The organism is Acidovorax sp. A1169 (assembly GCF_030704685.1).
In the GTDB taxonomy this organism is placed as follows: Bacteria; Pseudomonadota; Gammaproteobacteria; order Burkholderiales; family Burkholderiaceae_C; genus Acidovorax.
Genome location: NZ_JAUZDX010000029.1, coordinates 12,377 through 35,745 on the forward strand (window position 1 = coordinate 12,377; position 23,369 = coordinate 35,745).

Here is a 23,369-nt window from a genome sequence, read left to right on the forward strand (position 1 = left end):
CCGGAGTGTCCGCCATGATGATCCCCGCCCAGCGCCGTTTCTTCCTCCAATCCGCTGCCGCCTTCACGCTTGCGGGGGCCGGCATGCCGCTGGCATTTGCCGCGGGCAAGATCAAGCCCGGCGAGCGAGCGGCGCTGATCGTCGTCGACGTGCAGAACTGCTTCGTGCCCGGCGGCACGCTGCCGGTGGCCAAGGGCGACGAGGTGGTGCCGGTCATCAACCGCATCGCCACCGCATTCGAGAACGTGGTCGTCACGCAGGACTGGCATACGCCGGGCCATGCCTCCTTCGCCAGCACGCATGCCGGCAAGAAGCCCTTCGAGACCACCAAGCTCAGCTACGGCCAGCAGGTGCTGTGGCCCGACCACTGCGTGCGCGGCACCGACGACGCTGCGCTGCACAAGGATTTGAAACTTCCCCAGGCCCAGGTGATCCTGCGCAAGGGCTTCCACGAGCATGTGGACAGCTACTCGGCCTTCGAGGAGGCCGACCGCAAGACCTCCACGGGCCTGGCGGGCTACCTGAAGCAGCGCGGCATCAAGACGGTGTTCGTGACCGGCCTGGCCACCGACTTCTGTGTGGCCTGGACGGCGCTCGACGCCAAGCGCCTGGGCTTCGAGACCTATGTGGTGGAGGACGCCTGCCGGGCCATCGACCTCAACGGCTCGCTGGAGGCGGCCTGGAAGCAGATGAAGGCCAAAGGCGTCAAGCGCATCCAGTCGAGCGACCTGGACATCGCCTGAGCCATGGGCACGGGACTTGCAAACCATCGGTGGCTGCCGCCTCGCCGGCAGCGCGGGAAGCCGTCTTTGACGGTTTCGCAACACCCCCTGTAAATGGTTGCACAGTCCCTCGTGTTGCGGGGAAACTGCCACCTTTGATGTAAGGAGCGTTTCATGAAGTACCGTGGGATGAGGGATGGGCGCACCGACCGCAGGGCCGTGCTGATGGCCATGGCGGCGACGGCCCTGGGCAGTTCGGCGACGACGGCCACGGCGGCCGAGACCGGGGTGACGGACAAGAGCATCAAGGTGGGGCAGTCCGCTGTCTTCACCGGGCCCGCCAAGGACTTCGGCGTGGACTACAAGGCCGGCATCTCCCTGTACTTCGACCGCACCAACAAGGCCGGCGGGGTGTTCGAGCGCAAGCTCGAGCTCGTCTCGCTCGACGACGCCTACGAGCCCAAGAAGACCGCCGAGAACACGGCGCGCCTGATCGACGAGGAAAAGGTTTTCGCCCTGATCGGCTACGTGGCCACGGGCAACCTGATCGCCGCCATGCCGCTGGCCGAGAAGGCCGGCGTGCCCATGTTCGCGCCGCTGGTAGGCACTACCTCGTTCCGCACCACGCACAACCGCTACCTGTTCCACGTGCGCGCCAGCTACGAGACCGAGCTGCGCAAGATCGTGGGCCACCTGGCCACGCTGGGCATCACCAACATCGCGGTTGCCTACCAGAACAGCGCGTTCGGCAAGTCCAACCTCGAGACCTGCCTGCAGATCGCCCAGGGCCTGAAGGTCAAGGTGGTCGAGTCGGTGCCTCTGGAGATTGCCGCCACCGACGCCAAGGCCCAGGTGGCCCAGCTCACCAAGGCCCAGCCCGGCGCGGTGGTGATGATCATGGCCGGCAAGATGGTCGAGGTGTTCCTGCGCGACTACCGTGCCGGTGGCGGCGCCGCGCCGCTGTACACCATCTCGGTGGGCATCACCGATGCGCCGGGCTCGGCCCAGCGCCTCAATGGCGGCATCGAGGGCCTGGTCACGGCCAGCATCGTGCCCTCGCCGCAGGCCAGCCGCCTGCCCATCGTGGTCGACTACCGCAAGGACCGCACCGATGCCGGTGCCAAGATCGACAGCTACACCATGCTCGAAGGCTATATCGCCGCGCGCGTGTTCGTCGAAGGCCTCAGGCGCACGGGGCGCAACCTCACGCGCGAGGCCTTCATCAAGGCCATGGAAGACATGGGTACCACCAAGTTCGGCGATTTCCCGGTGCAGTACGGTCCGAACAACCACAATGGGTCCAACTTCGTGGACCTGGAGATGTACACCCGCACCGGCAGCCTGCGCCGCTGACGTTTCATTCAGGATCCATGCAGACCCCAGCCACCGTTCTCACCCTTTCCGTCAATGGCCAGCCATGTGAGCTGCCAGCAGGTACCCCGGGCGCGGGCGCCACGCTGCTGCATGTGCTGCGCAACGACCTCTCGCTCAACGGTCCCAAGTACGGCTGCGGCCTGGGCCAGTGCGGCGCCTGCACGGTGCTGGTGGACGGGGTGGCGGCACGCGCCTGCGTGATCCCTGCGCGCGGCGTGGCGGGGCGGGAGGTGACGACGCTGGAGGGCCTGCCCGCGCGCTGCCATGGTGCAAGCTGTGAAGGAGGGCTGCACCCGGTCCAGCAGGCCTTTGTGGACGAGCAGGCGGCCCAGTGCGGCTACTGCCTGAGCGGCATGGTGATGATGGCCGTGGCCTTGCTCGAACGCAACCCCGACCCCGACGAGGCCGCCATCCGCCGCGAGCTTTCGGGCAACCTGTGCCGCTGCGGCACGCATGTGGAGATCATCCGCGCCGTGCAGCGCGCGGCGGTGCTGGTGCGCGGAGTGGCCGCATGAGCGCGTCCCCTGTACCGCTGCGCGCGCACAGCCCGCTCACGCGTGCCGACTTCCATGCCGCACAGGGGGTGCTGCTGCTCGTGCGCAACCCGCCGCCCGCACCCCCACCCGTGAAGGGCCAGCCCGCGCTGGTGGCCGGCAACCCGGCCGAGGGCGTCGAGATCCTGCTGGCCGTGTGGGACGATGGCAGCGTGACCGCGCTCAATGGCCACGTCGACCTGGGCACCGGCATCCGCACGGCGCTGGGCCAGATCGTGGCCGAGGAGCTCGACGTTCCCCTTGAGCGCGTGAACATGGTGCTGGGCGATACCACGCGCGCGCCCAACCAGGGCGCGACCATTGCCAGCGCCTCGATCCAGATACACGCCAAGCCCCTGCGCACCGCCGCAGCGCAGGCGCGCCACTGGCTGGTGGCTCGGGCGGCCGAGCGCCTGGGCGTGGCGACCGATGCGCTGCAGGTGCAGGCCGGCGTGGTGCAGGTGGCGGCCGACCCGGCCCGCCAGGTGGCCTATGGCGAACTGCTGGCTGGCGCGCACACCGCGCTGGAGCTCGCCGAGGCCACGCCCACCAAGCCCACGGCCGACTACACCGTGGTCGGCCAGTCGGTGCCGCGCGTGGACATACCGGCCAAGGTCAGCGGCGAGCTGGTCTTCGTGCACGACATGCGCGTGCCCGGCATGCTGCACGGCCGCGTGGTGCGCCCGCCGTATGCCGGGGCCGACCATGGCGACTTCATCGGCAACACGCTCGAATCGGTGGACCAGTCGTCCATCGCCCACATCCCGGGCATCCGGGCCGTGGTGGTGGTGCGCGACTTCGTGGGCATCGTCGCCGAGCGCGAGGAACAGGCCGAAGAGGCGATGCGCGCGCTGCGCGTGCACTGGAAGCCCTGGCCGGGATTTCCCCGGCAGGATAGCCCCGAGGCCTTGGCCCAGGCCATCCGTGCCAACCCCTCCACGCAGCGCCGCCTGGTGGACGAGGGCGACGTGGACGCTGCGCTGGCCGTTGCCGCGCAGTCCCTGCCGCGCACCTATGTCTGGCCGTACCAGCTGCACGGCTCCATCGGGCCCTCGTGTGCGGTGGCCGAGTGGCGCCAGGACGAGGCCTCGGGCCGTGCCCGCATGGCCGTCTGGGCCGGTACGCAGAACCCCCATGTGCTGCGCGCCGACCTGGCCCGGCTGATGGACATGGCCGATGTGGACATCGACCTGGTGCGCATGGAGGCCGCGGGCTGCTATGGCCGCAACGGTGCCGATGACGTGGCGGCCGATGCCGCGCTGCTGTCGCGCGCCGTGGGGGCGCCCGTGCGCGTGCAGCTCACACGCGAGCAGGAGCACCTGTGGGAGCCCAAGGGCACGGCCCAGCTCATGCAGGTGCGCGGCGGGCTCAATGCCGATGGCTCGGTGGCCGCCTACGATTTCGAGACGTCCTACCCCTCCAACGGCGCGCCCACGCTGGCCCTGCTGCTCACCCGCACCATCGAGCCCGTGGCCCAGGCCTACGAGATGGGCGACCGCACCGCGCGCCCGCCCTACGATTACGACAACCTGCGCGTGGCCGTGAACGACATGGCGCCCATCGTGCGCGCCTCCTGGCTGCGCGGCGTCTCGGCCTTGCCCAACTCGTTCGCGCACGAATCCTACGTGGACGAACTGGCCACCGCTGCCGGGGTGGACCCGGTCGAGTTTCGCCTGCAGCTGCTGAGCGACCCGCGCGCGGCCGAATTGATCCAGGCCACGGCCGAGAAGGCCGGCTGGTTGCCCCACACCGGGCCGCGCGTGCCCGGCCCCGGCGAACTGCAGGGTGTCGATGGCGACTGGGTCCAGGGCCAGGGCTTTGCCTACGCCCGCTACATCCATAGCAAGTGGCCCGGCTTCGGCGCCGCCTGGGCCGCCTGGGTGGCCGACGTGGACGTGAACCGAAAGACCGGCGAGGTGCATGTGCGCCGCGTGGTCGTGGGCCACGATGCGGGCATGATGGTCAACCCCGCGGGGGTGCAGCACCAGGTGCATGGCAACGTGGTGCAGACCACCAGCCGGGCCCTCAAGGAGCAGGTGCGCTTCGACACCGTCACGCAGGCGGTGGACACGCGCGAATGGGGCAGCTACCCCATCCTGAGTTTCCGCGAGGTGCCGGTCATCGAGGTGATGCACATGCCCCGGCAGGACGAGGCACCGCTGGGCTCGGGGGAGTCTTCGTCGGTGCCTGGCACGGCGGCCATTGCCAATGCGATCTTCGATGCCACAGGCGTGCGTTTTCGCGCACCGCCGTTCACCCCCGAGGTGGTGCGCGCGGGCCTCAACCCTTTGGCCGGTGCATCGGGGCAGGGGGGCGATGACACCGCAGGGTCGCTGGCAGAGCCGGCCGATGTACTGCCCACGCTGGAGCTGTCGGCTCCGGCGGTGCCTGCCAGCGCCGCCTGGCCGCGCCGGCGCAGCCCCTGGGGCCGCGCACTGGCCCTGGCTGCGGGCGGCCTGGCCATGGGCGCGGCGCTGCTGGGCTGGCGCCCGGCCATTGCACCAGTCGCACAGACGGCAGGCGCTTCGGTCTACAACGCCGCCACCATCGAGCGCGGGCGGCTGGTCGCCGCGGCGGGCGACTGCGTGGTCTGCCACACCGCGCCGGGCGGAATGCCGAATGCCGGTGGGCGCGCCATGGACACGCCCTTCGGCACCGTCTACACCACCAACCTCACGCCCGATGCGCAGACGGGCCTGGGCCAATGGTCCTTCAGCGCCTTCCAGCGCGCCATGCGCGAAGGCATCTCGCGCGATGGCAAGCACCTGTACCCAGCCTTCCCCTACACCTCGTTCGCGAAGATGGACGACGACGACCTGACCGCGCTCTACGCCTGGCTCATGGCCCAGCCGCCGGTGCGCTCCGAGGTCCCGGCCACGCAACTGGCGTTTCCGTTCAGCGTGCGCCCACTCATGGCCGGCTGGAACGCGCTGTTCCACGACGCCACGCCCTGGAAGAGCGACCCCGCGCGCCCGCCCGAATGGAACCGCGGTGCCTACCTGGTGCAGGGCGCTGGCCACTGCGGCGCCTGCCACACGCCGCGCAATGCGCTGGGGGCGGAGATGGGCGGTGCGGCCTTCCTGTCGGGTGCGCTGGTCGATGGCTGGGAGGCGCCCGCACTCACCGGCCTGTCGAAGGCGCCCGTGCCCTGGAGCGCCGACGCGCTGTACAGCTACCTGCGCAAGGGCCACAGCCCGGAGCACGGCAGTGCCTCCGGCCCCATGGCGCCCGTGGTGCAGGAACTGGCGAAGCTGCCCGACGAGGACATCCGCGCCATGGCTACCTACCTGGCCTCGTTCAGCGCGGCCCTGGAGCCAGTCGCGGAAGCATTGACGAAGGCGCAGGCCGCCGTGGCCCGGGCGGGCGCACTGGCGCCCCAGCCCGGCCAGGCCCAGCGCCTGTTCGATGGGGCCTGCGCTGCCTGCCACCACGATGGCAATGGCCCCAAGCTCCTGGGGGCGAACGTGCCACTCGCGCTCAACAGCAACCTGCACAGCGACCGGCCCGACAACCTGCTGCAGGTCATCGTCCACGGCATCAGCGAGCCGGCTTCGCGCGAACTGGGCTTCATGCCCGGCTTTGGCGACGCGCTCAGCGATGCGCAGATCGCCGAACTCGCGGGCTACATGCGCCAGCGCTATGCGCCGGGGCGCCCCGCATGGAACGATGTGCAGGCCGCGCTGGCACGTGTGCGCGCCGGCCCAGTCCATCCATAGCCTTCAGAAATGCAATGAATCCGCGTCGGCGCCCATGGCATCGGCAATCAGCCGCATGTCATGGTCGCTGATGGCGAAGAGCCCGAAACGGAACGCATAGCCCCAGCGTGCGCGGTCCTGCACAAACTCGAAGTGGTCGAGCAGCGGTGCGATGGCCGCCTCTTGGGCCGGCACATAGTCCACGTCCTTGCGGAACGGAACGAACCCGCCGCCCATGTCGAAGGCATAGGGCTCGCCGGGCTTCACCAATCCCAGCGAAACGAAGGCCTGCAACTTGTCGCTGCCACCCATGGTGACCGTGGGCGCGTAGTACGCGACCCTGTCGCCGGGCTTCACGCGCCGCAGCGGTGCGACCTTGCCGTGGCACACCTGCATGTAGCCCGCGCCCGGCTCGGCGCAGCCACGCCGCGCATGGGTTGCGCTGGCCACCGCAATCCAGTTGCCTTGGGGGGGGCGTTGGTGGCCGTGGGTGGGGCCGCTTCGGCCCACAGGTGCGACTGCACCGGGTCAGGCCAGTGCGTGCAGGCCGACACGGTTGCCATCCAGGTCATGGATGTGCGCGAAGAAGCCCAGGCCCGGCGGCAGCGCCTGGCGCGGCAGGGCCACTTGGCCGCCCTGGTCCAGCACGCGGGCGAGCGCCGCGTCGAGCGAGGGTGATGCATCCAGGTAGACCAGCGTTCCGGCACCGGGTGCCGCTTGCGGCGCCGTCGGCCCCATCAGCAGTGCGCCACCCGTGCCATCGGCCTCGGGGTCGTAGGCGAACACGGCGCCTTCGCTCGGCCCCATGGCCTCGCGGCGCATGGCCTGGCCCAGCACGGCTTCGTAGAAGGCCTGGGCGCGGTCCAGCTGGGTGGTGGGGATCTCGAACCAGGTGATGGCGTTTTTCATGGGGGCTCCTTGTGTGCAAATGAAGAAGCCACGATGGTGATGGCCTGCTGCTGACAGCGGTTTGTCAGCATGGTTGCAGCAGCCCGTCAGAACTTGATCTTGACCGATGGCGCGCTGCTCTCGGCCTTGCCGTGGAACACGGCCTCGATGTTGTTGCCATCGGGGTCGAGCACGAAGGCGGCGTAGTAGCCCGGGTGGTAGGGGCGTTCGCCGGGCGCGCCGTTGTCCTTGCCGCCATGGGCCAGAGCCGCCTTATAGAAGGCCTGCACCATGGCCTCGTCCTGTGCCTGGAAGGCCAGGTGGTGCCGGCCGGTGAGGTGGCCCTGCGCCGCAGCACTTTGGCAAGTGGAGACGAAGAGCTCGTCGGCCCAGAAGTAGTTTTCGCCGGTGCCGCCCAGCGGCACCTGGAGCACCTCGAAGATGGCGGTATAGAAAGCATGGCTGGTGGCCAGATCGCGCACCACCAGCTGGATATGGTCGATCAGGCGCCCCCTGTGCAGCTCCTGTGTTTCCATGGCGCAGTCACTTGAAGTGACAACACTGGCACGGTGTGCCAGCGCCAGGGGGCGGGCACCATTGCTCTCGCCCCCTGTTACAGCTGCTACCGGCAACTGAAGCTGCTGGCGCTCTCTACGTCACCCGTGCCGTTGTAGCGCGCCACCTTGGGGTAGACACACAGCGGGCGCGTGCGGTTGGCCGACCAACCGGCAGGCAGTTCGGTGTTGACCACGTTGGCTCCTGCGCCGCGGGCCTGGGCCAGCACGGTGTCGGGCGCCTTGCCCTGTTCCACCCACTGCACCAGCGGCGCCAGCATGTCGAACTGGTCGGTGGCGGGGCCGCCCGAGCAGTGGTTCATGCCGGGCACCATGTACAGGCGCGCAAAGCTGGCTGCATCGCCCTTGTGGTTGGCCTGCAGCCGGTCCATCCAGTTGGCGGTGTCCACGGGGGAGAACACGCCGTCGGCCACGCCGTGGTAGACCATCATCTTGGCGCCCCGGTCTTTGAGGGTGGCGAGCTCGGCCTCATTGGGCGGCGTCATGAAGGACCAGGGCGACTCGGGGTAGAGCGCGCTGGTGGCGAACATCTTCGGGTAGTCTGTCTCCATGCTGAAGTTCAGCGCGTACTGCAGGCCCGTGGTGGCGCCGAAGGCCGCCACGGAGGAGGGCGGCGAAGTGAAGATGAAGGCCACGGCCCCGGCATCGCGCGTGGCGGGCGAGCCCAGGTGCCACTGTGCGAAGTTGACGCCGCCCACGCCCGGGTCGAACCAGGTGCCGGTGTACAGCGCCTCGCCCTTGCTGTTCTTGGGGCCGGCGAAGATGTCGGCCAGCACATTCTTCTGGGCTGGCGTCAGGCAGGTTCCGTCACGCGCGGCACCGGCGCTGCAGCTGGGCACGTCGGTCTGCAGGTTGAAGGCGGCCTGGCAGGCCGCCACGTCGTTCACCTGCCCGTCGGTGACACCGTCCAGCGCATCGCACTTGGCGAGGATGCGGTTGCCCAGCAGCTTGTATTCGGCCGCTGTCACGGACGTGTTCAGGTCGGGCTGGCCGCTGGCATCCGGGGTGGACACCTTGGCGTACTGCTGGGCCTTCCACAGTTGCGTGGTGGCGGCCTTGGGCAGGTGAAAGCCCGGGTTCCCGGCCAGGATGCCGTCGTACTGGTCGGCAAAGCGCGAGGCGGCCACCATGGCGTGGCGCCCGCCGTTGGAGCAGCCCGCGAAGTACGAGCGGTCGGGTGCCTTGCCGTAGGCGCTCTTGATGAGGTCCTTGGCCATGGGCGTGAGGCTGCCCACGGCCTGGTAGCCATAGTCCAGCCGGGCCTGTGGGTCCACGCCGAAGAAGGGCGTGGGCGCGCTGTGGCCCGCGTCCGAGCTGAGCACCGCGAAGCCCTGGCTCAGTGCCGGCGCGACGGGTGCCGCGCCGCTGGTCGCGCCCAGGGCCGTGACCACGCTGCCATCGAGCCCGCCGTTGGCCTGGTAGAGGAAGCGGCCGTTCCAGGCCACGGGCATGCGCATCTCGAAGCCGATGGCATAGCTGTTGCCATCGACCGCGCTGGTGCGCTGGTTCATGGCCCCCTTGACCAGGCAGTGCGCCGGGATGGGCGTGTTCACACCGGTGGCCTTGAGCTCGCCCTCGGCCACGGGCACGGCGGAGGCGATGCGCGTATTGGGCAGGGCCAGCGTGGTGGCCAGGTTGGCGCAGGACTGCAGCGTGCCTGGCGACGCCGCCGAGAGCTGCCGCAGCCCCCCGTCGGATCCGCCGCAGCCGGCCAGCAGCAGCGATACCGCGGCGGGCATGGCGGCCAGTGCCAGGGGGCGGCTCAGTCCACGGTGCATTCTCCAGATACCCTCGTTCGTCTTCATGGTGTTGTCTCCTCGTGTGTTGTCTCATGGCGCAGGCAGGCAGACCCGCAGCGCGGCCTCGAAGCGCTGTGGGATGGGGGAAAGCGGAGAGAGAAAAGGCGTGGACCGTCAGGCGGCAGCCATGGCGGGCGCGGTACGTCGGTGAACGTCGGCAGCAGCGGTGGACAGGCGCTGGCGAATGATGGCCAGGCGCATGTCGAATTCGGGCAGCACCCAGGTCTTGCATGCCTGGGCCGGTTCGGTCCAGCGCGGCCCATGGCTGGCGGGTGCCGCTGCGACACGCGCCCAGGCCCACTCCAGCAGCACCAGGGCCACGGCCCGCAGGTAGTCGTCGGCCACCCAGTAGGGCAGCTCGGGGTCGGTGGCGGCTGCGGCGGCCAGCGCGCGCGTGGTGTCGGCCAGGGCATTGCGCCGGGTGTTGGCGGCTTCGTCGGGGGGCAGGCCGGCACGCAGGGACGCTAGCAGTGCACACAGGCCCTGGCCGCCATCGGCCAGCACCTTGCGCACCAGCAGGTCGATGGCCTGGATCTCGTTCGTGCCCTCGTAGATCATGGCCACGCGCGCATCGCGCACGATCTGCTCGATGCCCCATTCGCGCACATAGCCGTGGCCGCCGAAGACCTGCAGGCAGGCGCTGGCGCCGTGGAAGGCCTGGTCGGTCAACGCGGCCTTGAGCACGGGCGTGACCAGCGCGCACCAGCGCTGGGCCACGGCGCGCTCGGTCGCGTCGGGGTGGTGGCGCGCCACGTCGAGCTGCAGGGCCGTGTGGTAGGCCAGCACGCGCCCGCCGTCGATCCAGGCGCGCTGCGTCTGCAGGATGCGGCGCATGGCCGGGTGTTCGGAGATCGGGTCGGGGCCGGGCGATGCCGCCATGCCCAGGGCCTTGGGCGCGCGCATCTGGCGGCGCTCGCCCGCATAGGCGTCGGCCTTCTGCCAAGCGGCTTCGAGCAGGCCCAGGCCCTGCAGGCTCACATGCAGCCGCGCAGCATTCATCATCACGAACATGGCGGCCAGGCCCTTGTGGGGCTCACCCACCAGCCAGCCCGTGGCGTCGTCGAAGCGCATCACGCAGGTGGGGCTGCCGTGCAGGCCCATTTTCTCCTCGATGCGTTCGCACACCACGGCATTGCGCTCGCCGCCCGGCAGCCGCTTGGGCACGAGGAACAGCGACAGCCCCTTGGGGCCCGCCGGCGCATCGGGCAGGCGCGCCAGCACCAGGTGCACGATGTTGTCGGTCAGGTCGTGCTCGCCGCCCGAGATGAAGATCTTGCTGCCGTTGACGCGCACGCTGCCATCAGGCTGGGGCACGCCGCGCGTACGCACCAGGCCCAGGTCGCTGCCCGCATGGGCCTCGGTCAGGCACATGGTGGCCAGCCACTCGCCGCTGGCGATTCTGGGCAGGTACTGCGCTTTCAGCGCGTCGCTGCCATGGTGGCGCAGGCATTCGTAGGCGCCGTGCAGCAGGCCGGGCGCCATGGTCCAGCCATGGTTGGCACCAGCCAGCCATTCGAACAGCACGCATTCGAGCACCGCAGGCAGGCCCTGGCCGCCGTCTTCGGGCGCGCAGGCCAGCGAGGGCCAGCCGGCCTGCCAGAAGGCCTGGTAGGCCGCGCGAAAGCCGGCGGGCGTGGTGACGCTGCCGGCCTCGAAGTGACAGCCCTCTTCGTCGCCCGTGCGCTGCAGCGGGGCAATGGCGCTGTCGACGAACTTGGCGGCCTCCTCCAGCACCTGCGCCGCCAGCCCGCCATCGGTGTCGGCAAACGGCGCCAACGCCTGCCACTGCGAAGGCGCCTGGAGCACTTCGGTCAGCAGGTGCTGGATGTCGGCCAGAGTCTGGTGTGCTTGCATGTTTATTGCGCCGAGGCGTTTTTTCCCAGGGTCTTGGCAACTGGCGCGGCTCAAAGCCAGCGCCACCGTGGAATCGGCTTCGCCGGGCCACCGGAGGCGTCCCCCTTAGGGGGAAAGGCGCGCAGCGCCTCAGGGGGGAGTCAAGACTCTGAAGTGAACCCGATCTGTTTGACCAGCGGGCCCCAGCGCTCGAACTCGGCCTTCTGGTCGGCCAGCATCTCCTGCTGCGTGCTGCCGTGGGCCACCAGGCCAACGATGCCCAGCGCGTCGATCACGGTCTTGTCCTTGAGCGCGCCGGTGATGGCCGCATTGGCACTGGCCAGTGTGGCGGCGGGCGTCTTGGCCGGGGCGTAGAAGCCGAACCATTCCTCGGACGTCACGTCGGGGTAGCCCAGTTCGATGAAGGTGGGCACATCGGGCAGGTAGGGCGAGCGCTTCTTGCCCGAGGTGGCCAGCACGCGCACGCGGCCGGTCTTCATGTACTGCAGGTAGTCGCCGCTGGGGTTCATGGCGGCAGCGATCTGGCCGCCCACCAGGTCGGTGATGCTGGGCACGGTGCCACGGTAGGGCACGTGCTTGAGATCCACGGCCGCACGGATGCCCAGCAGCGCGCCCAGCAGGTGGGGCATGGAGCCCGCGCCGGGCGAGCCGTAGCTGGCCTTGTCCGGGTTCGCCTTGGCCCAGGCCAGGAAGTCCTTGAGCGTCTTCACCTCGGCCGGCACGGCCGGGCCCACGGCCAGGCCGTGGTGCATGATCGCGCCGATGGAGACGGGCACCACGTCTTCCGGCCTGTAGCTGAGCTTGGGGTAGATGTGCGGATACACCGACAGGGCCGAGACCGGTGCCAGGGTGAGCACCGAGCCATCGGCGGGGGAGTTCTTCAGCGTTTCCACCGCAATGCGGCCACCGGCGCCCGGCTTGTTCTCGACGAAGCCCGGGTTCTTGCTGTAGGCCGTGCCGCCCAGCTTTTCAGCCACGCGGCGGGCCACGCTATCACCCGCGCTGCCGGCCGGAAAGCCGTACATGATCTTGACCTGGTCCAGCGCCTGCGCGAAGGAAGACAGGGGATAAAGCGCTCCGAGAGCGGCGGCGCTGCCCAGGGTGTGAACAAAGTGGCGTCGTGTCGTCGTCATGGTTGTCTCCGGTATAGGTATGGTGGGTTGACGGGGCAGGAAACGGGGCTATCGGGGCGCCATGCGCAGGGCACCATCGAGCCGGATCACCTCCCCGTTGAGGTGTCCGTTGGTCACGATGTGGGCCGCCAGCTCGGCAAACTCCTCGGGCTTGCCCAGGCGCGGCGGGAAGGGGATGCTCGCGGCCAGCGACTGCTGCACGGCCTCGGGCAGCTCCTTCATGAGCGGCGTCGCGAACAGGCCGGGTGCCACCGTGCACACGCGGATGCCATGCTGCGCCAGGTCGCGCGCCATGGGCAGCGTCATGCCCACCAGCCCGCCCTTGGAGGCGCTGTAGGCCTGCTGACCCACCTGGCCGTCGAAGGCCGCCACCGAAGCGGTGAACATCATCACGCCGCGTTCGCCGTTGTCGAGCGGCGCCAGCTTGGCGCAGGCCGCTGCGAAGAGTCGGCTGATGTTGTAGCTGCCGATGAGGTTGATGCCCACCACCCGCGCGAAGTCTTCCAGCGGCGCAGCGCTGCCGTCGCGCTGCACCACGCGCTTGGCGCTGCCGATGCCGGCCACGTTCATGAGGATGCGGGCCGGGCCCAGGGCCGCCTCGGCCTGGGCCAGGGCGGCGGCCACGCTCTCGGTCTGGGTGATGTCGCAGGTGCAGGCCACAGCCGTGCCGGCGCCATGCTGGCTGTTGATGCTCTCGGCCACCTGGGTAGCGAGGGCGGTGTTCACGTCGAGCACGGCGACTTTGGCGCCCAGGCGGGCCAACTCGCGTGCGGTGGCTTCGCCCAGGCCCGATGCGGCGCCGGTCACGAGGGCGGTCTGTCCTTGGATCTGCATGGATGGCTCCTTGGGTAGTGCGTTTCAGGCCGCGGGCACGATGGTGCCGGGGGCGTTGCCGTCGTGCAGGGCCTGCACCAGGGCGTCGCGGTGCTTGAGCACGGCGCGCTGGTTGATGGAGCCCTTGTCGGTGATCTCGCCCTTGTCGAGCGAGGGCGGCTCGGCCATCAGCAGTGCGCGCGCCACGCGGCTGGCGCTGCCCGTGGATTCGCGCGCCAGGTGGTCGATGACAGCCTGGATGCGCTGGCGCACCCCAGTGCTGGCGATGACCTCGGCCCAGGGGGCGTCGGCATCCAGCCCGCTCACCTCACGGCAGGCGGGCGAGAGGAACAGCAGAGCGCCCACTTCCTTGCGGTTCAGGCCGGTGAGCACGGCGTCCTGGATGTAGGGGGCACCGGCCACGACGATCTTCGCGCGCATGGGGCCCACGCTCACGAAGGTGCCGGTGGAGAGCTTGAAGTCTTCGGCGATGCGGCCATCGAAGCGCAGGCCGCGGTGGATGTCGTTGTCGTCGATCCACAGCACCGCGTCGCCGGTGCACAGGTAGCCCTCGTCGTCGAAGGCCTCGCGCGTGGCGGCGTCCGAGCGCCAGTAGCCGGGTGTCACGTTGGGGCCGCGGTAGCGCACCTCGGTCTTGCCGTCCACGTCCACCAGCTTGAGCGTCATGCCGGGCACGGGCGCGCCGATGTGGCCCGAGCGCACGTCGGGGCTGTTGCAGAACATGGCCGAGGGGGCCGACTCGGTCATCCCCAGGCCCGTGGACATGACGATGCGCTCGCCCAGCTCGGCCTCCTGCGTGGCGTGCAGGCTGTCCCAGATGGGCTGGGCCAGGCCCGCTCCCGAGTAGAAGAACATGCGCACCCGCGACAGCAGCGTGCGGCGCAGCACGGCGTCGGTCTTCATCGCCTCGGCGATCATCTCGAAGCCGGTGGGCACGTTGAAGTACACCGTGGGCGCGATCTCGCGCAGATTGCGCAGCGTCTCGCCGATCAGCGCCGCGGTGGGCTTGCCGTCGTCGATGTAGAGCGTGCCGCCGTGCTGCAGCGTGAGCCCGAAGTTGTGGTTGCTGCCGAAGGTGTGGTTCCACGGCAGCCAGTCCACCAGAATGGGCGGGGCCTCGGCCAGCACCGGCAGCGACAGGGTGATCTGCTGCAGGTTGGCGCACCACATGCGCTGGGTGTTGATCACCGGCTTGGGCATCTTGGTGGAGCCGCTGGTGAACAAAAACTTCACGATGGTGCCGGGGCCCGTGGCATGCATGGCCGCGTCCACGGCAGGCGTGGCCACGGTGTTGCGCAGGCTCTGGAAAGTGTTGGCCTTGCGGCCTTCGATGGCACCCTGGGCCAGCACCACTTCCACGTCCGCCGCCACGGTGGCCTCGATGGCCCGGCCAAAGCGCGTGCCATCTGCTGCAAACACCAGGCCCGGCGTCAGCGTGTCGATCACGTGGCGCAGCTTGTCGTAGTCCTGGCTCACGGTGGCGTAGGCGGGTGATACCGGGCAGTAGGGCACGCCCGCATAGATGCAGCCCAGTGCCATCAGCGCATGCTCGAGGCTGTTCTCGCTGAGCACGACCACCGGACGCTCGGCGTTCAGCCCCCGGTCCAGCAGCGCCTGGCCTATGCTGCGCGCGGCGTCGAGCGCCTGGGCATAGGTGACGTGCTGCCAATCGCCGGTATTGCCCGTGTTGCCGTCGGCCTGCTGCACCCGGCGCGCGAGAAAGCTGCGCTCGGGCTCCGCCTCGGCCCAGTGCACCAGGTAGTCCGTCACCCGGCGCGCATAGGCCCCGAGGGGCAGATCGGCCTGCAGGTAGCGCACGCCGGGTGCGCCGTCGCGCAGGTTGACGCGGGTGACGCCAAAGGGGACCGGGCGGTAGCGCGGCGGGGCCAGGGGGGTGGAGAGATCGCTCATGGGTGGAGGTCCGGCGGTGTGGAAATGCGGGGCTCAGTCTTTGCGTACTTTGGCGGCGCGGCCTTCCAGGAAGTCCGCCAGGCGCGACTTGGCCTCGGGTGCGCTCTGGGCAATTGCGGCCATCATGGCTTCGGTGAAGAAGCCCTGGTCGGCGGGCTGCTCGGCAATGCGCGGCAGGGCGTGCATCAGCGCGTAGTTGGTCAGCGGCGCGTTCTGCGCCACGCGCTTGGCCAGTTCCAGTGCCTTGTCGAAGGCCTGGCCCTCGGGTACCAGGTATTGGGCAAAGCCGACCTTCTCGCCGTCCTGCGCGTTGTAGACGCGGCCGGTGAGCATCATGTCCGTCATGCGCGCCGCGCCGATCAGTTTGGGGATGCGCACTGCGCCACCGCCGCCAACGAAGATGCCGCGCGAGCCTTCGGGCAGCGCATAGAAGGTGGATTCGTCGGCCACGCGGATGTGGCAGGCGCTGGCCAGCTCCAGCCCGCCGCCCACCACGGCACCGTGCAGCGCAGCAATCACGGGCACGGGACCGTACTGCACGCGCTCCAGGGCGGCATGCCACATGCGCGAGTGGTACAGCCCCTGGCCTGCGTCGCGCTCCTTGAGCTCGGACAGGTCGAGACCGGCGCAGAAGTGCGGGCCTTCGCCGTCGATCACGGCGGCACGCACGCCGGCGGGCATTTTCTCGAACAGGTCGCGCAGGGCCAGGATCAGGCCGTCGTTCAGCGCATTGCGCTTGGCGCTGCGCGTGAGGCGGATCACGGCAACTTCCTGCTCGTCGCCGGAGAGCTCGAAATGGATGTCTGGATGGGTCATGGTGGCTTTCTTGATAGGTGAATTGTGGTTATAGTTCATAACCAATTCAAGCAAGCCAGACCAGTTTTTCATCAGTAGTTACCCTTGATCTGCGTCACGTGCCGTGGTGCATGCTGACAGGGACACCATGAAACACCGGCCACCATAGGAGACAGATATGGACCACGAGAACCTGATTGCCATCGACATCCACACGCACGCCGAGGTGAGCTGCTGGAACCCGTTCGACAACTACGGCGAGGAATACGACCGCGCCGCCGACAAATACTTCAAGAACGGCCGGCGGCCCACCATCGCCGAGACAGTGGCCTACTACCGCGAGCAGAAGATCGGGTTGGTGATGTTCACCGTGGACGCCGAGTCCAAGATGGGCCGCCGGCGCATCCCGAACGAAGAGATCGCCGAGGCCGCCAAGGCCAACAGCGACATGATGATGGCCTTTGCCAGCATCGACCCGCACAAGGGCAAGATGGGTGCGCGTGAGGCGCGCCGGCTGATCGAGGAGTATGGTGTCAAGGGCTTCAAGTTCCACCCCACCGTGCAGGGCTACCACCCCTACGACCAGATGGCCTGGCCCATTTACGAAGTGATCGCCGAGTACGGCATGCCGGCCATCTTCCACACCGGCCACAGCGGCATTGGCAGCGGCATGCGCTGCGGCGGCGGCCTTCGCCTGGAGTACAGCAACCCCATGCACCTGGACGATGTGGCCATCGACTTCCCCGACATGCAGATCGTCATGGCGCACCCGAGCTTCCCCTGGCAGGATGAGGCGCTCTCGGTCGCCACGCACAAGCCCAACGTCTGGATCGACCTCTCGGGCTGGAGCCCCAAGTACTTTCCCAAGCAACTGGTGCAGTACGCCAACACCCTGCTCAAGGACCGCATCCTGTTCGGCAGCGATTACCCGCTGATCACGCCCGAGCGCTGGATGAAGGATTTCCAGGAAGCGGGCTTCAAGCCCGAGGTGATGCCCGGCATCCTCAAGGGCAATGCGGTGCGGCTACTGGGGCTGGACAAGGCGGCCAAGGCCACGCCAGAGGCAGCCTGATCCAGGCGGGCCGGCGCCGGCCCGTCAGTCGTAGACTTTCTGCAGCAGCCGGATCAGCGTCTTGCGCTCGGTGGCGGTCAGGCGCGCGGTGGCGTCGATCTCCAGCGTGGCCGCAGTCTGCTCGGCCTGCGCGCACAGGTCCTCGCCGGCGTGCGTCAGGTGCAGGCCCATGGCGCGCCCGTCGCTCGGGTGCGGGCGGCGCTCGATCAGGCCACGCCGGTCCAGCGCCGCGATTAGGCCCACCAGGTTGGGCGGCAGCACGCCCAGCGTGGCGCACAGCTGGCGCGAGGTGATGCCCGGGTTGTGCGCCACCAGCGAGAGCACCGAGAAATCCACCACCTTGAGCCCATAGACCGCCATGCGCTCCATGAACACCTCGATGATGGACAGCGAGGCCCGGCGCGCGTTGTAGCCCACCAGCGTGCGCAGGTAGCCGTTGTCGACCACGTCGGTGGCGGTGGGGTTGATGGTTGGGAGTGAAGCGCTGGCCATGGAGTGATGCTGCTGGATTTGGCGAGACTATAGCGATGGGCGGTGGCTCAGGCCGGACTGCGCAGCACGCGGCGGTATTGGACGGCCTCGGCCACATGGCCCACGGCAGTGGTCTGCGAACCCGCCAGGTCGGCGATGGTGCGCGCCACCTTGAGCGCGCGGTGCGTGCTGCGCGCCGACCAGCCCAAGCGCGCGCCTGCCGTGTTGAGGAACTTGGCGGCTGCATCGTCGAGGTGCAGGTGTTCGTCGATCTCCTGGCCCTGCAGTGCCTGGTTGGTCTTGCCCTGGCGTGCCAGCGCCCGGGCCCGGGCCTGCACCACGCGCTGGCGGATGGCGGCGCTGGATTCGCCGGGCGGTGTCTTGAGCAACTGCTCCGAGGGCACGGCAGGCACCTCGACATGCAGGTCGATGCGGTCGAGCAGCGGCCCGCTGAGCTTGCCCTGGTAGCGCGAGACCTGGTCGGGCGTGCAGCGGCAGGCGCGCTGGGTGGAGCCGAGAAAGCCGCAGGGGCAGGGGTTCATCGCCGCGATCATCTGGAACCGTGCCGGAAATTCCGCACGCTGCGCCGCCCGCGAGATGGTGATTTGGCCGGTCTCCAGGGGTTCGCGCAGCGCCTCCAGCGCGGCCCTCGTGAATTCGGGCAGTTCGTCGAGAAAGAGAACCCCATGGTGCGCCAGCGAGATCTCGCCGGGCCGTGGCGGTGAGCCCCTGTGACGTATTTCCATTGCTGAGACACCCTCCTATGTGTTTCAATGACTTAAGGCAGTTCCGCTGCAAATTGGTGCGACAAACTTCTTTAATTAAGTGAGATGGTAGCTCTAAATTCTTCAAATAAATGCGACTCCGCTAAAATTGATCGACCTACTCGTTCGGTTCGCAAGATCCCAACCAACCGTAGGCACGTCACTGGCTACGTGAGCTGGAGGAAAACTGACTCCATTCCGTTCGAATCTCCTCTGGAGCGCGACTTCGTTCACCGACAGGAATTCGCCATATGCGTGTCCTCGGTGCTCGCACAGCCATGTTCGATCCCCTTTGTGACCCATTCGGGGCGCAACGAGACCTACACCCCCGACTATTTGGTGACCTATGCGGTCGCGGATATAGCGGCGGGTTGGGAACCCTCGCCCCTGCTGGTGGAAGTTAAGTCCAAAGAGGACTGGAAACTCAACTGGCGCGAGTGGTCCCCCAAGTGGAAGGCTGCCCGCCGCTACGCGGCTGAGCAAGGTTGGCGCTTCAAGGTGATGGACGAGACTCGTATACGCACGATGTCCTTGGACAACATTCATTTCCTCATGGAATACCGCGATCGGGATGTTCCTCGTGAGGAGAGCGACGTGATCGTTGATGATGTACGCAGCCTTGGCATCGCCAAGATCGACTACGTGCTGGCGAAGCATTTCCCAGGGCTCTATCGGGCGGAGGGTGTCGCGCATCTCTGGCACTTGATAGCCACCCGGAGACTTGACTGCGATATCGGCGAACTCTTGGGCGACGCGACGGAAGTGTGGGTGCCAAATGGCCGCTAACGTTGAAGCGAACTCGCTGGAAGCACAGAGCTTTCCCATTTCTCGCCGACGCATAGAAGTGCGCAGCGGCGCGCTGGTCAAACACTCGGAAGGCGTTTTCCGGATCGATGAGGTCCTTGACTTCGATACCGTTACCGCGACGAGCGTGGAAACGGGTCGCGCCCGCGTGCTGCGCATCGGCGAACTCGATGACATGGACCAAGCGCCGCAGCCGTTGTCCGATGTCGACATCGATGCGATTACGGAGGACGACTGGCGCATTGCGCAAAGTCGCTACGCCGCCATCAAGCCATTGATTGACGCGGGGATGCAATCCCGCGCAGCCGTCGAAGCGAGGGCCACGGAGTTGGGCATCAGTCCCGCAACGGTGTACCGCTGGCTTACGCGGTACCGTTCTCTCGACGCGGTATCGGGCCTCATCCCACTTCAGAGAGGATGGAGAAAAGGCAATGGCCGACTCTCCAGCTCGGCCGAGAAGCTCATCAAAGACGTTATCGAGGACTTTCACCTGACAAAGGAGAGGCCCACCGCGCAGAAGACGGTGCGAGAGGTCCAGCGGCTCAGCCAGGAGCAAGGAATTGCTGAGCCGAGTGCTTCCGCCATCCGGGCCCGTATCGAAAGCATTCCAGACTATCAGCGGATGCTTCGGCGCGGACAGCGGGAGCAGGCCAAGAACAAGTACCTTCCTGTGCCCGGCCAGACGCCTGGAGGTTCGTACCCGCTCGAGCACATTCAGATTGATCACACACCCATCGACGTGATCGTTGTTGACGATGTCCATAGACTCCCGATCGACCGACCATGGCTGACCGTCGCCATTGACGAATACAGCCGGATGACGGTCGGCTACTACTTATCGTTCGATGCGCCATCGATGACGTCGGTCGGGATGTGTCTCTCGCATTCGATTCTCCCGAAGGACGAATGGCTGATGCTGCACGGTATCGAGGCGCCTTGGCCGGTGTGGGGCCGGCCCAAGGTCGTGCGTTGCGACAACGGCCCAGACTTCCGCTCGAACAGCTTCCGCAAGTCGTGCGCCCAGCATGGGATCGACGTGGAATTCCGGCCCGTGAAGGTGCCTCGCTATGGAGGCTATATCGAGCGCCTGCAGGGAACATTCTTGCGCGAGCTCCACGATCTGCCGGGATCCACTTTCTCTTCGGTGAAGCACCGAGGTGAATACGATTCTGAAGGTCGTGCCGTCATGACAAAGTCGGAGCTTGAGAAGCAGCTCTTGATGCTGATCTGCAACGAGTACCACCGCAGAAAGCACTCGGCCCTTGGCATGCCGCCTCTTCGCAAGTGGGAGCTGGGGGTTTTTGGGGGAGCTGGTGTCCGCGGGCGCGGCATGGCTGCTCGTCCTGCGGATCGAATGACCGTGTTCCTCGATTTTCTTCCGATTATTGAGCGGACCGTACAGGCCGATGGAGTCACGATTGACAACGTGCGCTACTACGCCGACGTCCTGCGGCTATGGATCGGTGCGGTTGATCCTCAGACCAACAAAGCCCGAATGCACATTTTCCGACGGGACCCACGAGACATCAGCTGCCTCTGGTTCTACGACCCGGACGTCAAGCAGTACTCGAAAATTCCCACGGCTGACTTGGACGTCCCACCGAGCAGCATCTGGGAGTTCCGCAAAGGTCAGGAAGAAGTTCGCAGGTCTGGGTTCGATCCAAGCGACGCAAAGGAAGTCTTCAAGTCCATCGGAGTGCGCCGAGCCATGGTTGCCGATAGCGCGCTCAAAACCAAGCGCGCGCGGAGGGAGGCTCAGCGCACCTCGGAACATCAGAAGGCAACCAATCCCGCCAGACCACTGGAATCGCAGAGCCGTCCCGCCAAGGATGCGCCCCCCCGGGCACCCCTGGCCAAGCTCACGGCGCCGCCAGGCTTGGCGCGATCGGTCGCAGCAAGGGATGACATCGCATGACAACAACGCAAAGCACAATAGCGCAAGACTCCTGGAAGCATGTTCACGAGCAGTTTAGGCACGTGTGCGGATACTCGGACGCACAGCGGCTATCCTTCCTGGACGAACCTCGGTGGATCGGCTACCCGAAGGCGCAATTCATACTGGACACGTTGATCGGCTTGATGAACAAGCCTAAGCGTCCCCGGATGCCCAACCTGCTGCTCGTTGGCGATTCGAACAACGGGAAGACAACCATAATCAGCCGGTTCGAGCAGCTGTGCGGTAGCGGGTTCATTGACGAAGAGTCCGAAGCCGTGCGCCCGATCGTCGTGGCGGAGTCCCCGCCGAATGCCGACGAGAAGGGATTGTATGTGTCGATTCTGAGCCAGTTCTGGACGCCGTTCAGGGCAAGCGATACAGTCACTTCGCTGCGCCACACCGCCATCACCAAGCTGCGAGCGTGCAAGGCAAAGGTCCTAGTGATCGACGAGTTGCATTCGCTGCTCAGTGGGCCGCCCGCAAAGCAGAGGCAAGTGATGAACAGCATCAAGATGCTCTGCAACGAGCTGCGCATCCCTGTCGTTGGGGTTGGAACGCGGGATGCGGTGAGGGTGCTGCACACCGATCCTCAACATGCAAGCCGCTTCGATGTGGTTTCGCTTTCCAAATGGGAGCTGAACGAGGACTTCCAGCGCCTGTTGGCGGGCTTTGAGCTGGTGCTTCCTTTAAAACTCAAGTCGGATCTAGCGGAGCCCGAGCTCGCGACGGCGATGCACAGCATCTGCGACGGCAACCTGGGTGACCTCAACCGACTCCTCGTTGAGTGCGCCAAAAAGGCGATCTCCACCGGAACGGAAAAGATAACGATGGAGATCGTTCAATCCAAACAGTGGGTGCGGCCCACGAAGGGCCTGAGGGAACTTCAGGAGTGAGCTCAGGCCAGAAACCAGGCCCGCTTGACCGTGAACTCCTGACGTCATGGCTCGCGAGGGTCGCGATTCATGACGGGTGCGATCCACTTGTCCTGACGTCTGCGATCTGGCCAAAGTGGCGAGTGTGGACAGTAGACGCGGATCGCAGCCTCGCTGATGAACACGTCCGCAGGGTTGCCTCTTGGTTTGGGCTGCCGCCGGAAAAGGTGACCAGTGCAACGCTGATGGGCATTGGTCAACGACTGCATGGGAGTTTGAAACCAAATCTACCTTTATGGCCCTGGATCGTTTCCCTCGGGAATCGCAATCGGCTGCGGCGAGCTGGCATGCCCTTCTGTCCAGAGTGCTTGGCTTCAGATACCCAACCTTACTATCGCCTTGATTGGCGCCTGGCGTGGATTGTGGGATGCGAGCTGCATGGTGCTCGCCTCGTGGATCGTTGCGAGCGCTGTGGGGCGGTCGCCGAGCCTCACCGGAGTGTTGCTGCCACTGGCGACCTCGCGCACTGTGTTGCTTGCGGCTTCGACCTTCGGTGTACGCAACGTAGCCCAGTGGACATCCAGGCACTCGGATTTCAGCTGCTTGCGACGCGTGTGTTCAACTCTGGTGCCGGGGATTGGGGCAACGCGTCCATCTCCGCATCGGAATGGTTTCGCCGGATGCGTAGCCTGGCGATCAAGGACTTGTGCAAGGTGGACAAGCGCGGAGCCGCGGCGCTGGGCAACCGCCAGATCGGCCTTTGGTTCGAGCTGCAAGGTCCGATAGAGCGCGAGGCACGGATGAGAGTTCTCTCACGCCTCGTGAGTGAGGTCGATGGACCCCCGCCACGGGCCGTGGGGTACGCGGCAGTGCGCTGTCAAGGCAAGCGCCCAAGGGCGGCAACAAAGAGCGTTCCGAAAAAGATAAAGATGGTACCCATCGCCAAGGCGAGGGTGCAAGAGGACTGGGCACGATGGCTTCGAAGGAATCGACTGTGGTAGCGGCATCGGATTGGGAGAGCTCGGCGTGCTGCGAATGCGGGAGGCTGAAGCCCGCGAAGCGCGTCGAGGCTGGAAAGAGGTACTGCGACACGTGTTACGCGCGTTGTTTCAAGCGCCTCATGTGCTCCGGCTGCGGCATGTTCAAGACCATGCTGGCTTCAAACCCTCTGTCCAAATGCCGCCAGTGCGTGGCCGCAGCGCCTTGCATCCGATGCGCGAGGTCAGGCAGGCCGCTGGGTATGCTGAGGGAGGAGGGCCCCGTCTGCAATTCTTGCTACCCATACTTCAAGAAAAAAGCGCCCTGTGAATTGTGCGGCGAGGCAGCAAACCGAGGCT

The 23,369-nt window shown here is 67.0% G+C and carries 19 protein-coding genes and 1 pseudogene; 9 read left to right on the forward strand and 11 right to left on the reverse strand.

Annotated elements, in window-relative coordinates; genetic code table 11:
* Positions 1 to 17: 17 nt before the first annotated feature.
* The 4 genes from pncA to QYL93_RS29180 all read left to right on the forward strand — a co-directional run bounded on the left by pncA (position 18) and on the right by QYL93_RS29180 (position 6,345).
* Positions 18 to 743, forward strand: coding sequence for a bifunctional nicotinamidase/pyrazinamidase (gene pncA, locus QYL93_RS29165; protein ID WP_305746999.1), 726 nt, complete (start codon positions 18 to 20; stop codon positions 741 to 743).
* Positions 744 to 896: 153 nt separating this feature from the next.
* Positions 897 to 2,075: an ABC transporter substrate-binding protein gene (locus tag QYL93_RS29170; protein WP_305746956.1), complete on the forward strand. Its 1,179-nt coding sequence runs from the start codon at positions 897 to 899 to the stop codon at positions 2,073 to 2,075.
* A gap of 17 nt (positions 2,076 to 2,092) precedes the next feature.
* Entirely contained in the window at positions 2,093 to 2,611 is a 519-nt protein-coding gene (locus QYL93_RS29175) for a (2Fe-2S)-binding protein (RefSeq protein WP_305746957.1), read from the forward strand.
* Positions 2,608 to 6,345, forward strand: a complete 3,738-nt coding sequence (locus QYL93_RS29180) for a molybdopterin cofactor-binding domain-containing protein (RefSeq protein WP_305746958.1) — start codon at positions 2,608 to 2,610, stop codon at positions 6,343 to 6,345. Before QYL93_RS29175 ends, QYL93_RS29180 begins: the two co-directional genes overlap by 4 nt.
* A 3-nt stretch (positions 6,346 to 6,348) precedes the next feature.
* Here QYL93_RS29180 and QYL93_RS29185 read toward each other — a convergent pair whose 3' ends face one another.
* The 9 genes from QYL93_RS29185 to QYL93_RS29225 form a co-directional block, all read right to left on the reverse strand.
* Positions 6,349 to 6,774, reverse strand: a complete 426-nt coding sequence (locus tag QYL93_RS29185; protein WP_305746959.1) for an EVE domain-containing protein — start codon at positions 6,772 to 6,774, stop codon at positions 6,349 to 6,351.
* Positions 6,775 to 6,852: 78 nt separating this feature from the next.
* Positions 6,853 to 7,233: a VOC family protein gene (locus QYL93_RS29190; RefSeq protein WP_305746960.1), complete on the reverse strand. Its 381-nt coding sequence runs from the start codon at positions 7,231 to 7,233 to the stop codon at positions 6,853 to 6,855.
* A gap of 86 nt (positions 7,234 to 7,319) precedes the next feature.
* Positions 7,320 to 7,748, reverse strand: coding sequence for a VOC family protein (locus QYL93_RS29195; protein WP_305746961.1), 429 nt, complete (start codon positions 7,746 to 7,748; stop codon positions 7,320 to 7,322).
* An 86-nt stretch (positions 7,749 to 7,834) separates the two neighbouring features.
* Complete coding sequence (locus QYL93_RS29200) at positions 7,835 to 9,592, reverse strand: tannase/feruloyl esterase family alpha/beta hydrolase (RefSeq protein WP_305746962.1); 1,758 nt, start codon at positions 9,590 to 9,592, stop codon at positions 7,835 to 7,837.
* A 108-nt stretch (positions 9,593 to 9,700) separates the two neighbouring features.
* Positions 9,701 to 11,440 (reverse strand): acyl-CoA dehydrogenase family protein, encoded by a 1,740-nt coding sequence (locus QYL93_RS29205; protein WP_305746963.1) that lies wholly within the window; start codon positions 11,438 to 11,440, stop codon positions 9,701 to 9,703.
* Positions 11,441 to 11,580: 140 nt separating this feature from the next.
* Positions 11,581 to 12,573 carry a Bug family tripartite tricarboxylate transporter substrate binding protein gene (locus QYL93_RS29210; RefSeq protein ID WP_305746964.1) on the reverse strand — a complete coding sequence of 331 codons (993 nt, stop codon included), beginning with the start codon at positions 12,571 to 12,573 and terminating at the stop codon, positions 11,581 to 11,583.
* Between the two features lie 48 nt (positions 12,574 to 12,621).
* Entirely contained in the window at positions 12,622 to 13,407 is a 786-nt protein-coding gene (locus QYL93_RS29215; protein WP_305746965.1) for an SDR family NAD(P)-dependent oxidoreductase, read from the reverse strand.
* Positions 13,408 to 13,431: 24 nt separating this feature from the next.
* Positions 13,432 to 15,318, reverse strand: coding sequence for a feruloyl-CoA synthase (locus tag QYL93_RS29220; protein WP_305746966.1), 1,887 nt, complete (start codon positions 15,316 to 15,318; stop codon positions 13,432 to 13,434).
* Between the two features lie 33 nt (positions 15,319 to 15,351).
* Positions 15,352 to 16,134 (reverse strand): crotonase/enoyl-CoA hydratase family protein, encoded by a 783-nt coding sequence (locus tag QYL93_RS29225; RefSeq protein ID WP_305746967.1) that lies wholly within the window; start codon positions 16,132 to 16,134, stop codon positions 15,352 to 15,354.
* Positions 16,135 to 16,291: 157 nt separating this feature from the next.
* Here QYL93_RS29225 and QYL93_RS29230 point away from each other — a divergent pair, with 157 nt between their 5' ends.
* Positions 16,292 to 17,185, forward strand: a complete 894-nt coding sequence (locus QYL93_RS29230) for an amidohydrolase family protein (RefSeq protein WP_305746968.1) — start codon at positions 16,292 to 16,294, stop codon at positions 17,183 to 17,185.
* Positions 17,186 to 17,209: 24 nt separating this feature from the next.
* On the opposite strand, the gene QYL93_RS29235 is transcribed toward QYL93_RS29230, so the two are convergent.
* Together QYL93_RS29235 and QYL93_RS29240 are read right to left on the reverse strand one after the other, a co-directional pair.
* On the reverse strand, positions 17,210 to 17,677 hold the full coding sequence (locus tag QYL93_RS29235; RefSeq protein ID WP_305746969.1) for a MarR family winged helix-turn-helix transcriptional regulator: 468 nt from the start codon (positions 17,675 to 17,677) through the stop codon (positions 17,210 to 17,212).
* A 47-nt stretch (positions 17,678 to 17,724) separates the two neighbouring features.
* Positions 17,725 to 18,387, reverse strand: a pseudogene (locus QYL93_RS29240) (ATP-binding protein); the annotation flags it as partial.
* Between the two features lie 288 nt (positions 18,388 to 18,675).
* Between QYL93_RS29240 and QYL93_RS29245 the strand changes: the two are divergent.
* Genes QYL93_RS29245 through QYL93_RS32030 form a run of 4 tightly spaced genes read left to right on the forward strand, consistent with a single transcriptional unit; the run spans position 18,676 to position 23,033 of the window.
* A complete protein-coding gene (locus QYL93_RS29245) occupies positions 18,676 to 19,206 on the forward strand; it encodes a TnsA endonuclease N-terminal domain-containing protein (RefSeq protein WP_305746970.1) in 531 nt (176 codons plus the stop codon).
* Positions 19,196 to 21,139, forward strand: a complete 1,944-nt coding sequence (locus tag QYL93_RS29250) for a DDE-type integrase/transposase/recombinase (protein WP_305746971.1) — start codon at positions 19,196 to 19,198, stop codon at positions 21,137 to 21,139. Before QYL93_RS29245 ends, QYL93_RS29250 begins: the two co-directional genes overlap by 11 nt.
* The gene (locus QYL93_RS29255) at positions 21,136 to 22,053 is read left to right on the forward strand and encodes a TniB family NTP-binding protein (protein ID WP_305746972.1); all 918 of its coding nucleotides are present in this window, start codon (positions 21,136 to 21,138) and stop codon (positions 22,051 to 22,053) included. Before QYL93_RS29250 ends, QYL93_RS29255 begins: the two co-directional genes overlap by 4 nt.
* A complete protein-coding gene (locus QYL93_RS32030; RefSeq protein WP_370877069.1) occupies positions 22,050 to 23,033 on the forward strand; it encodes a TniQ family protein in 984 nt (327 codons plus the stop codon). Before QYL93_RS29255 ends, QYL93_RS32030 begins: the two co-directional genes overlap by 4 nt.
* Positions 23,034 to 23,369 lie beyond the last annotated feature (336 nt).

What these genes read in the sequence shown, in the direction of transcription:
- QYL93_RS29200 (WP_305746962.1), bottom strand. Translation starts at nt 9,592, where the DNA reads ATGAAGACGAACGAGGGTATCTGGAGAATGCACCGTGGACTGAGCCGC.
- QYL93_RS29235 (WP_305746969.1), bottom strand. Translation starts at nt 17,677, where the DNA reads ATGGCCAGCGCTTCACTCCCAACCATCAACCCCACCGCCACCGACGTG.
- QYL93_RS29175 (WP_305746957.1), top strand. Translation starts at nt 2,093, where the DNA reads ATGCAGACCCCAGCCACCGTTCTCACCCTTTCCGTCAATGGCCAGCCA.
- QYL93_RS29210 (WP_305746964.1), bottom strand. Translation starts at nt 12,573, where the DNA reads ATGACGACGACACGACGCCACTTTGTTCACACCCTGGGCAGCGCCGCC.
- QYL93_RS29220 (WP_305746966.1), bottom strand. Translation starts at nt 15,318, where the DNA reads ATGAGCGATCTCTCCACCCCCCTGGCCCCGCCGCGCTACCGCCCGGTC.
- QYL93_RS29255 (WP_305746972.1), top strand. Translation starts at nt 21,136, where the DNA reads ATGACAACAACGCAAAGCACAATAGCGCAAGACTCCTGGAAGCATGTT.
- QYL93_RS29170 (WP_305746956.1), top strand. Translation starts at nt 897, where the DNA reads ATGAAGTACCGTGGGATGAGGGATGGGCGCACCGACCGCAGGGCCGTG.
- QYL93_RS29215 (WP_305746965.1), bottom strand. Translation starts at nt 13,407, where the DNA reads ATGCAGATCCAAGGACAGACCGCCCTCGTGACCGGCGCCGCATCGGGC.
- QYL93_RS29195 (WP_305746961.1), bottom strand. Translation starts at nt 7,748, where the DNA reads ATGGAAACACAGGAGCTGCACAGGGGGCGCCTGATCGACCATATCCAG.
- QYL93_RS29180 (WP_305746958.1), top strand. Translation starts at nt 2,608, where the DNA reads ATGAGCGCGTCCCCTGTACCGCTGCGCGCGCACAGCCCGCTCACGCGT.
- QYL93_RS29190 (WP_305746960.1), bottom strand. Translation starts at nt 7,233, where the DNA reads ATGAAAAACGCCATCACCTGGTTCGAGATCCCCACCACCCAGCTGGAC.
- QYL93_RS29230 (WP_305746968.1), top strand. Translation starts at nt 16,292, where the DNA reads ATGGACCACGAGAACCTGATTGCCATCGACATCCACACGCACGCCGAG.
- QYL93_RS29205 (WP_305746963.1), bottom strand. Translation starts at nt 11,440, where the DNA reads ATGCAAGCACACCAGACTCTGGCCGACATCCAGCACCTGCTGACCGAA.
- QYL93_RS29225 (WP_305746967.1), bottom strand. Translation starts at nt 16,134, where the DNA reads ATGACCCATCCAGACATCCATTTCGAGCTCTCCGGCGACGAGCAGGAA.
- pncA (WP_305746999.1), top strand. Translation starts at nt 18, where the DNA reads ATGATCCCCGCCCAGCGCCGTTTCTTCCTCCAATCCGCTGCCGCCTTC.
- QYL93_RS29250 (WP_305746971.1), top strand. Translation starts at nt 19,196, where the DNA reads ATGGCCGCTAACGTTGAAGCGAACTCGCTGGAAGCACAGAGCTTTCCC.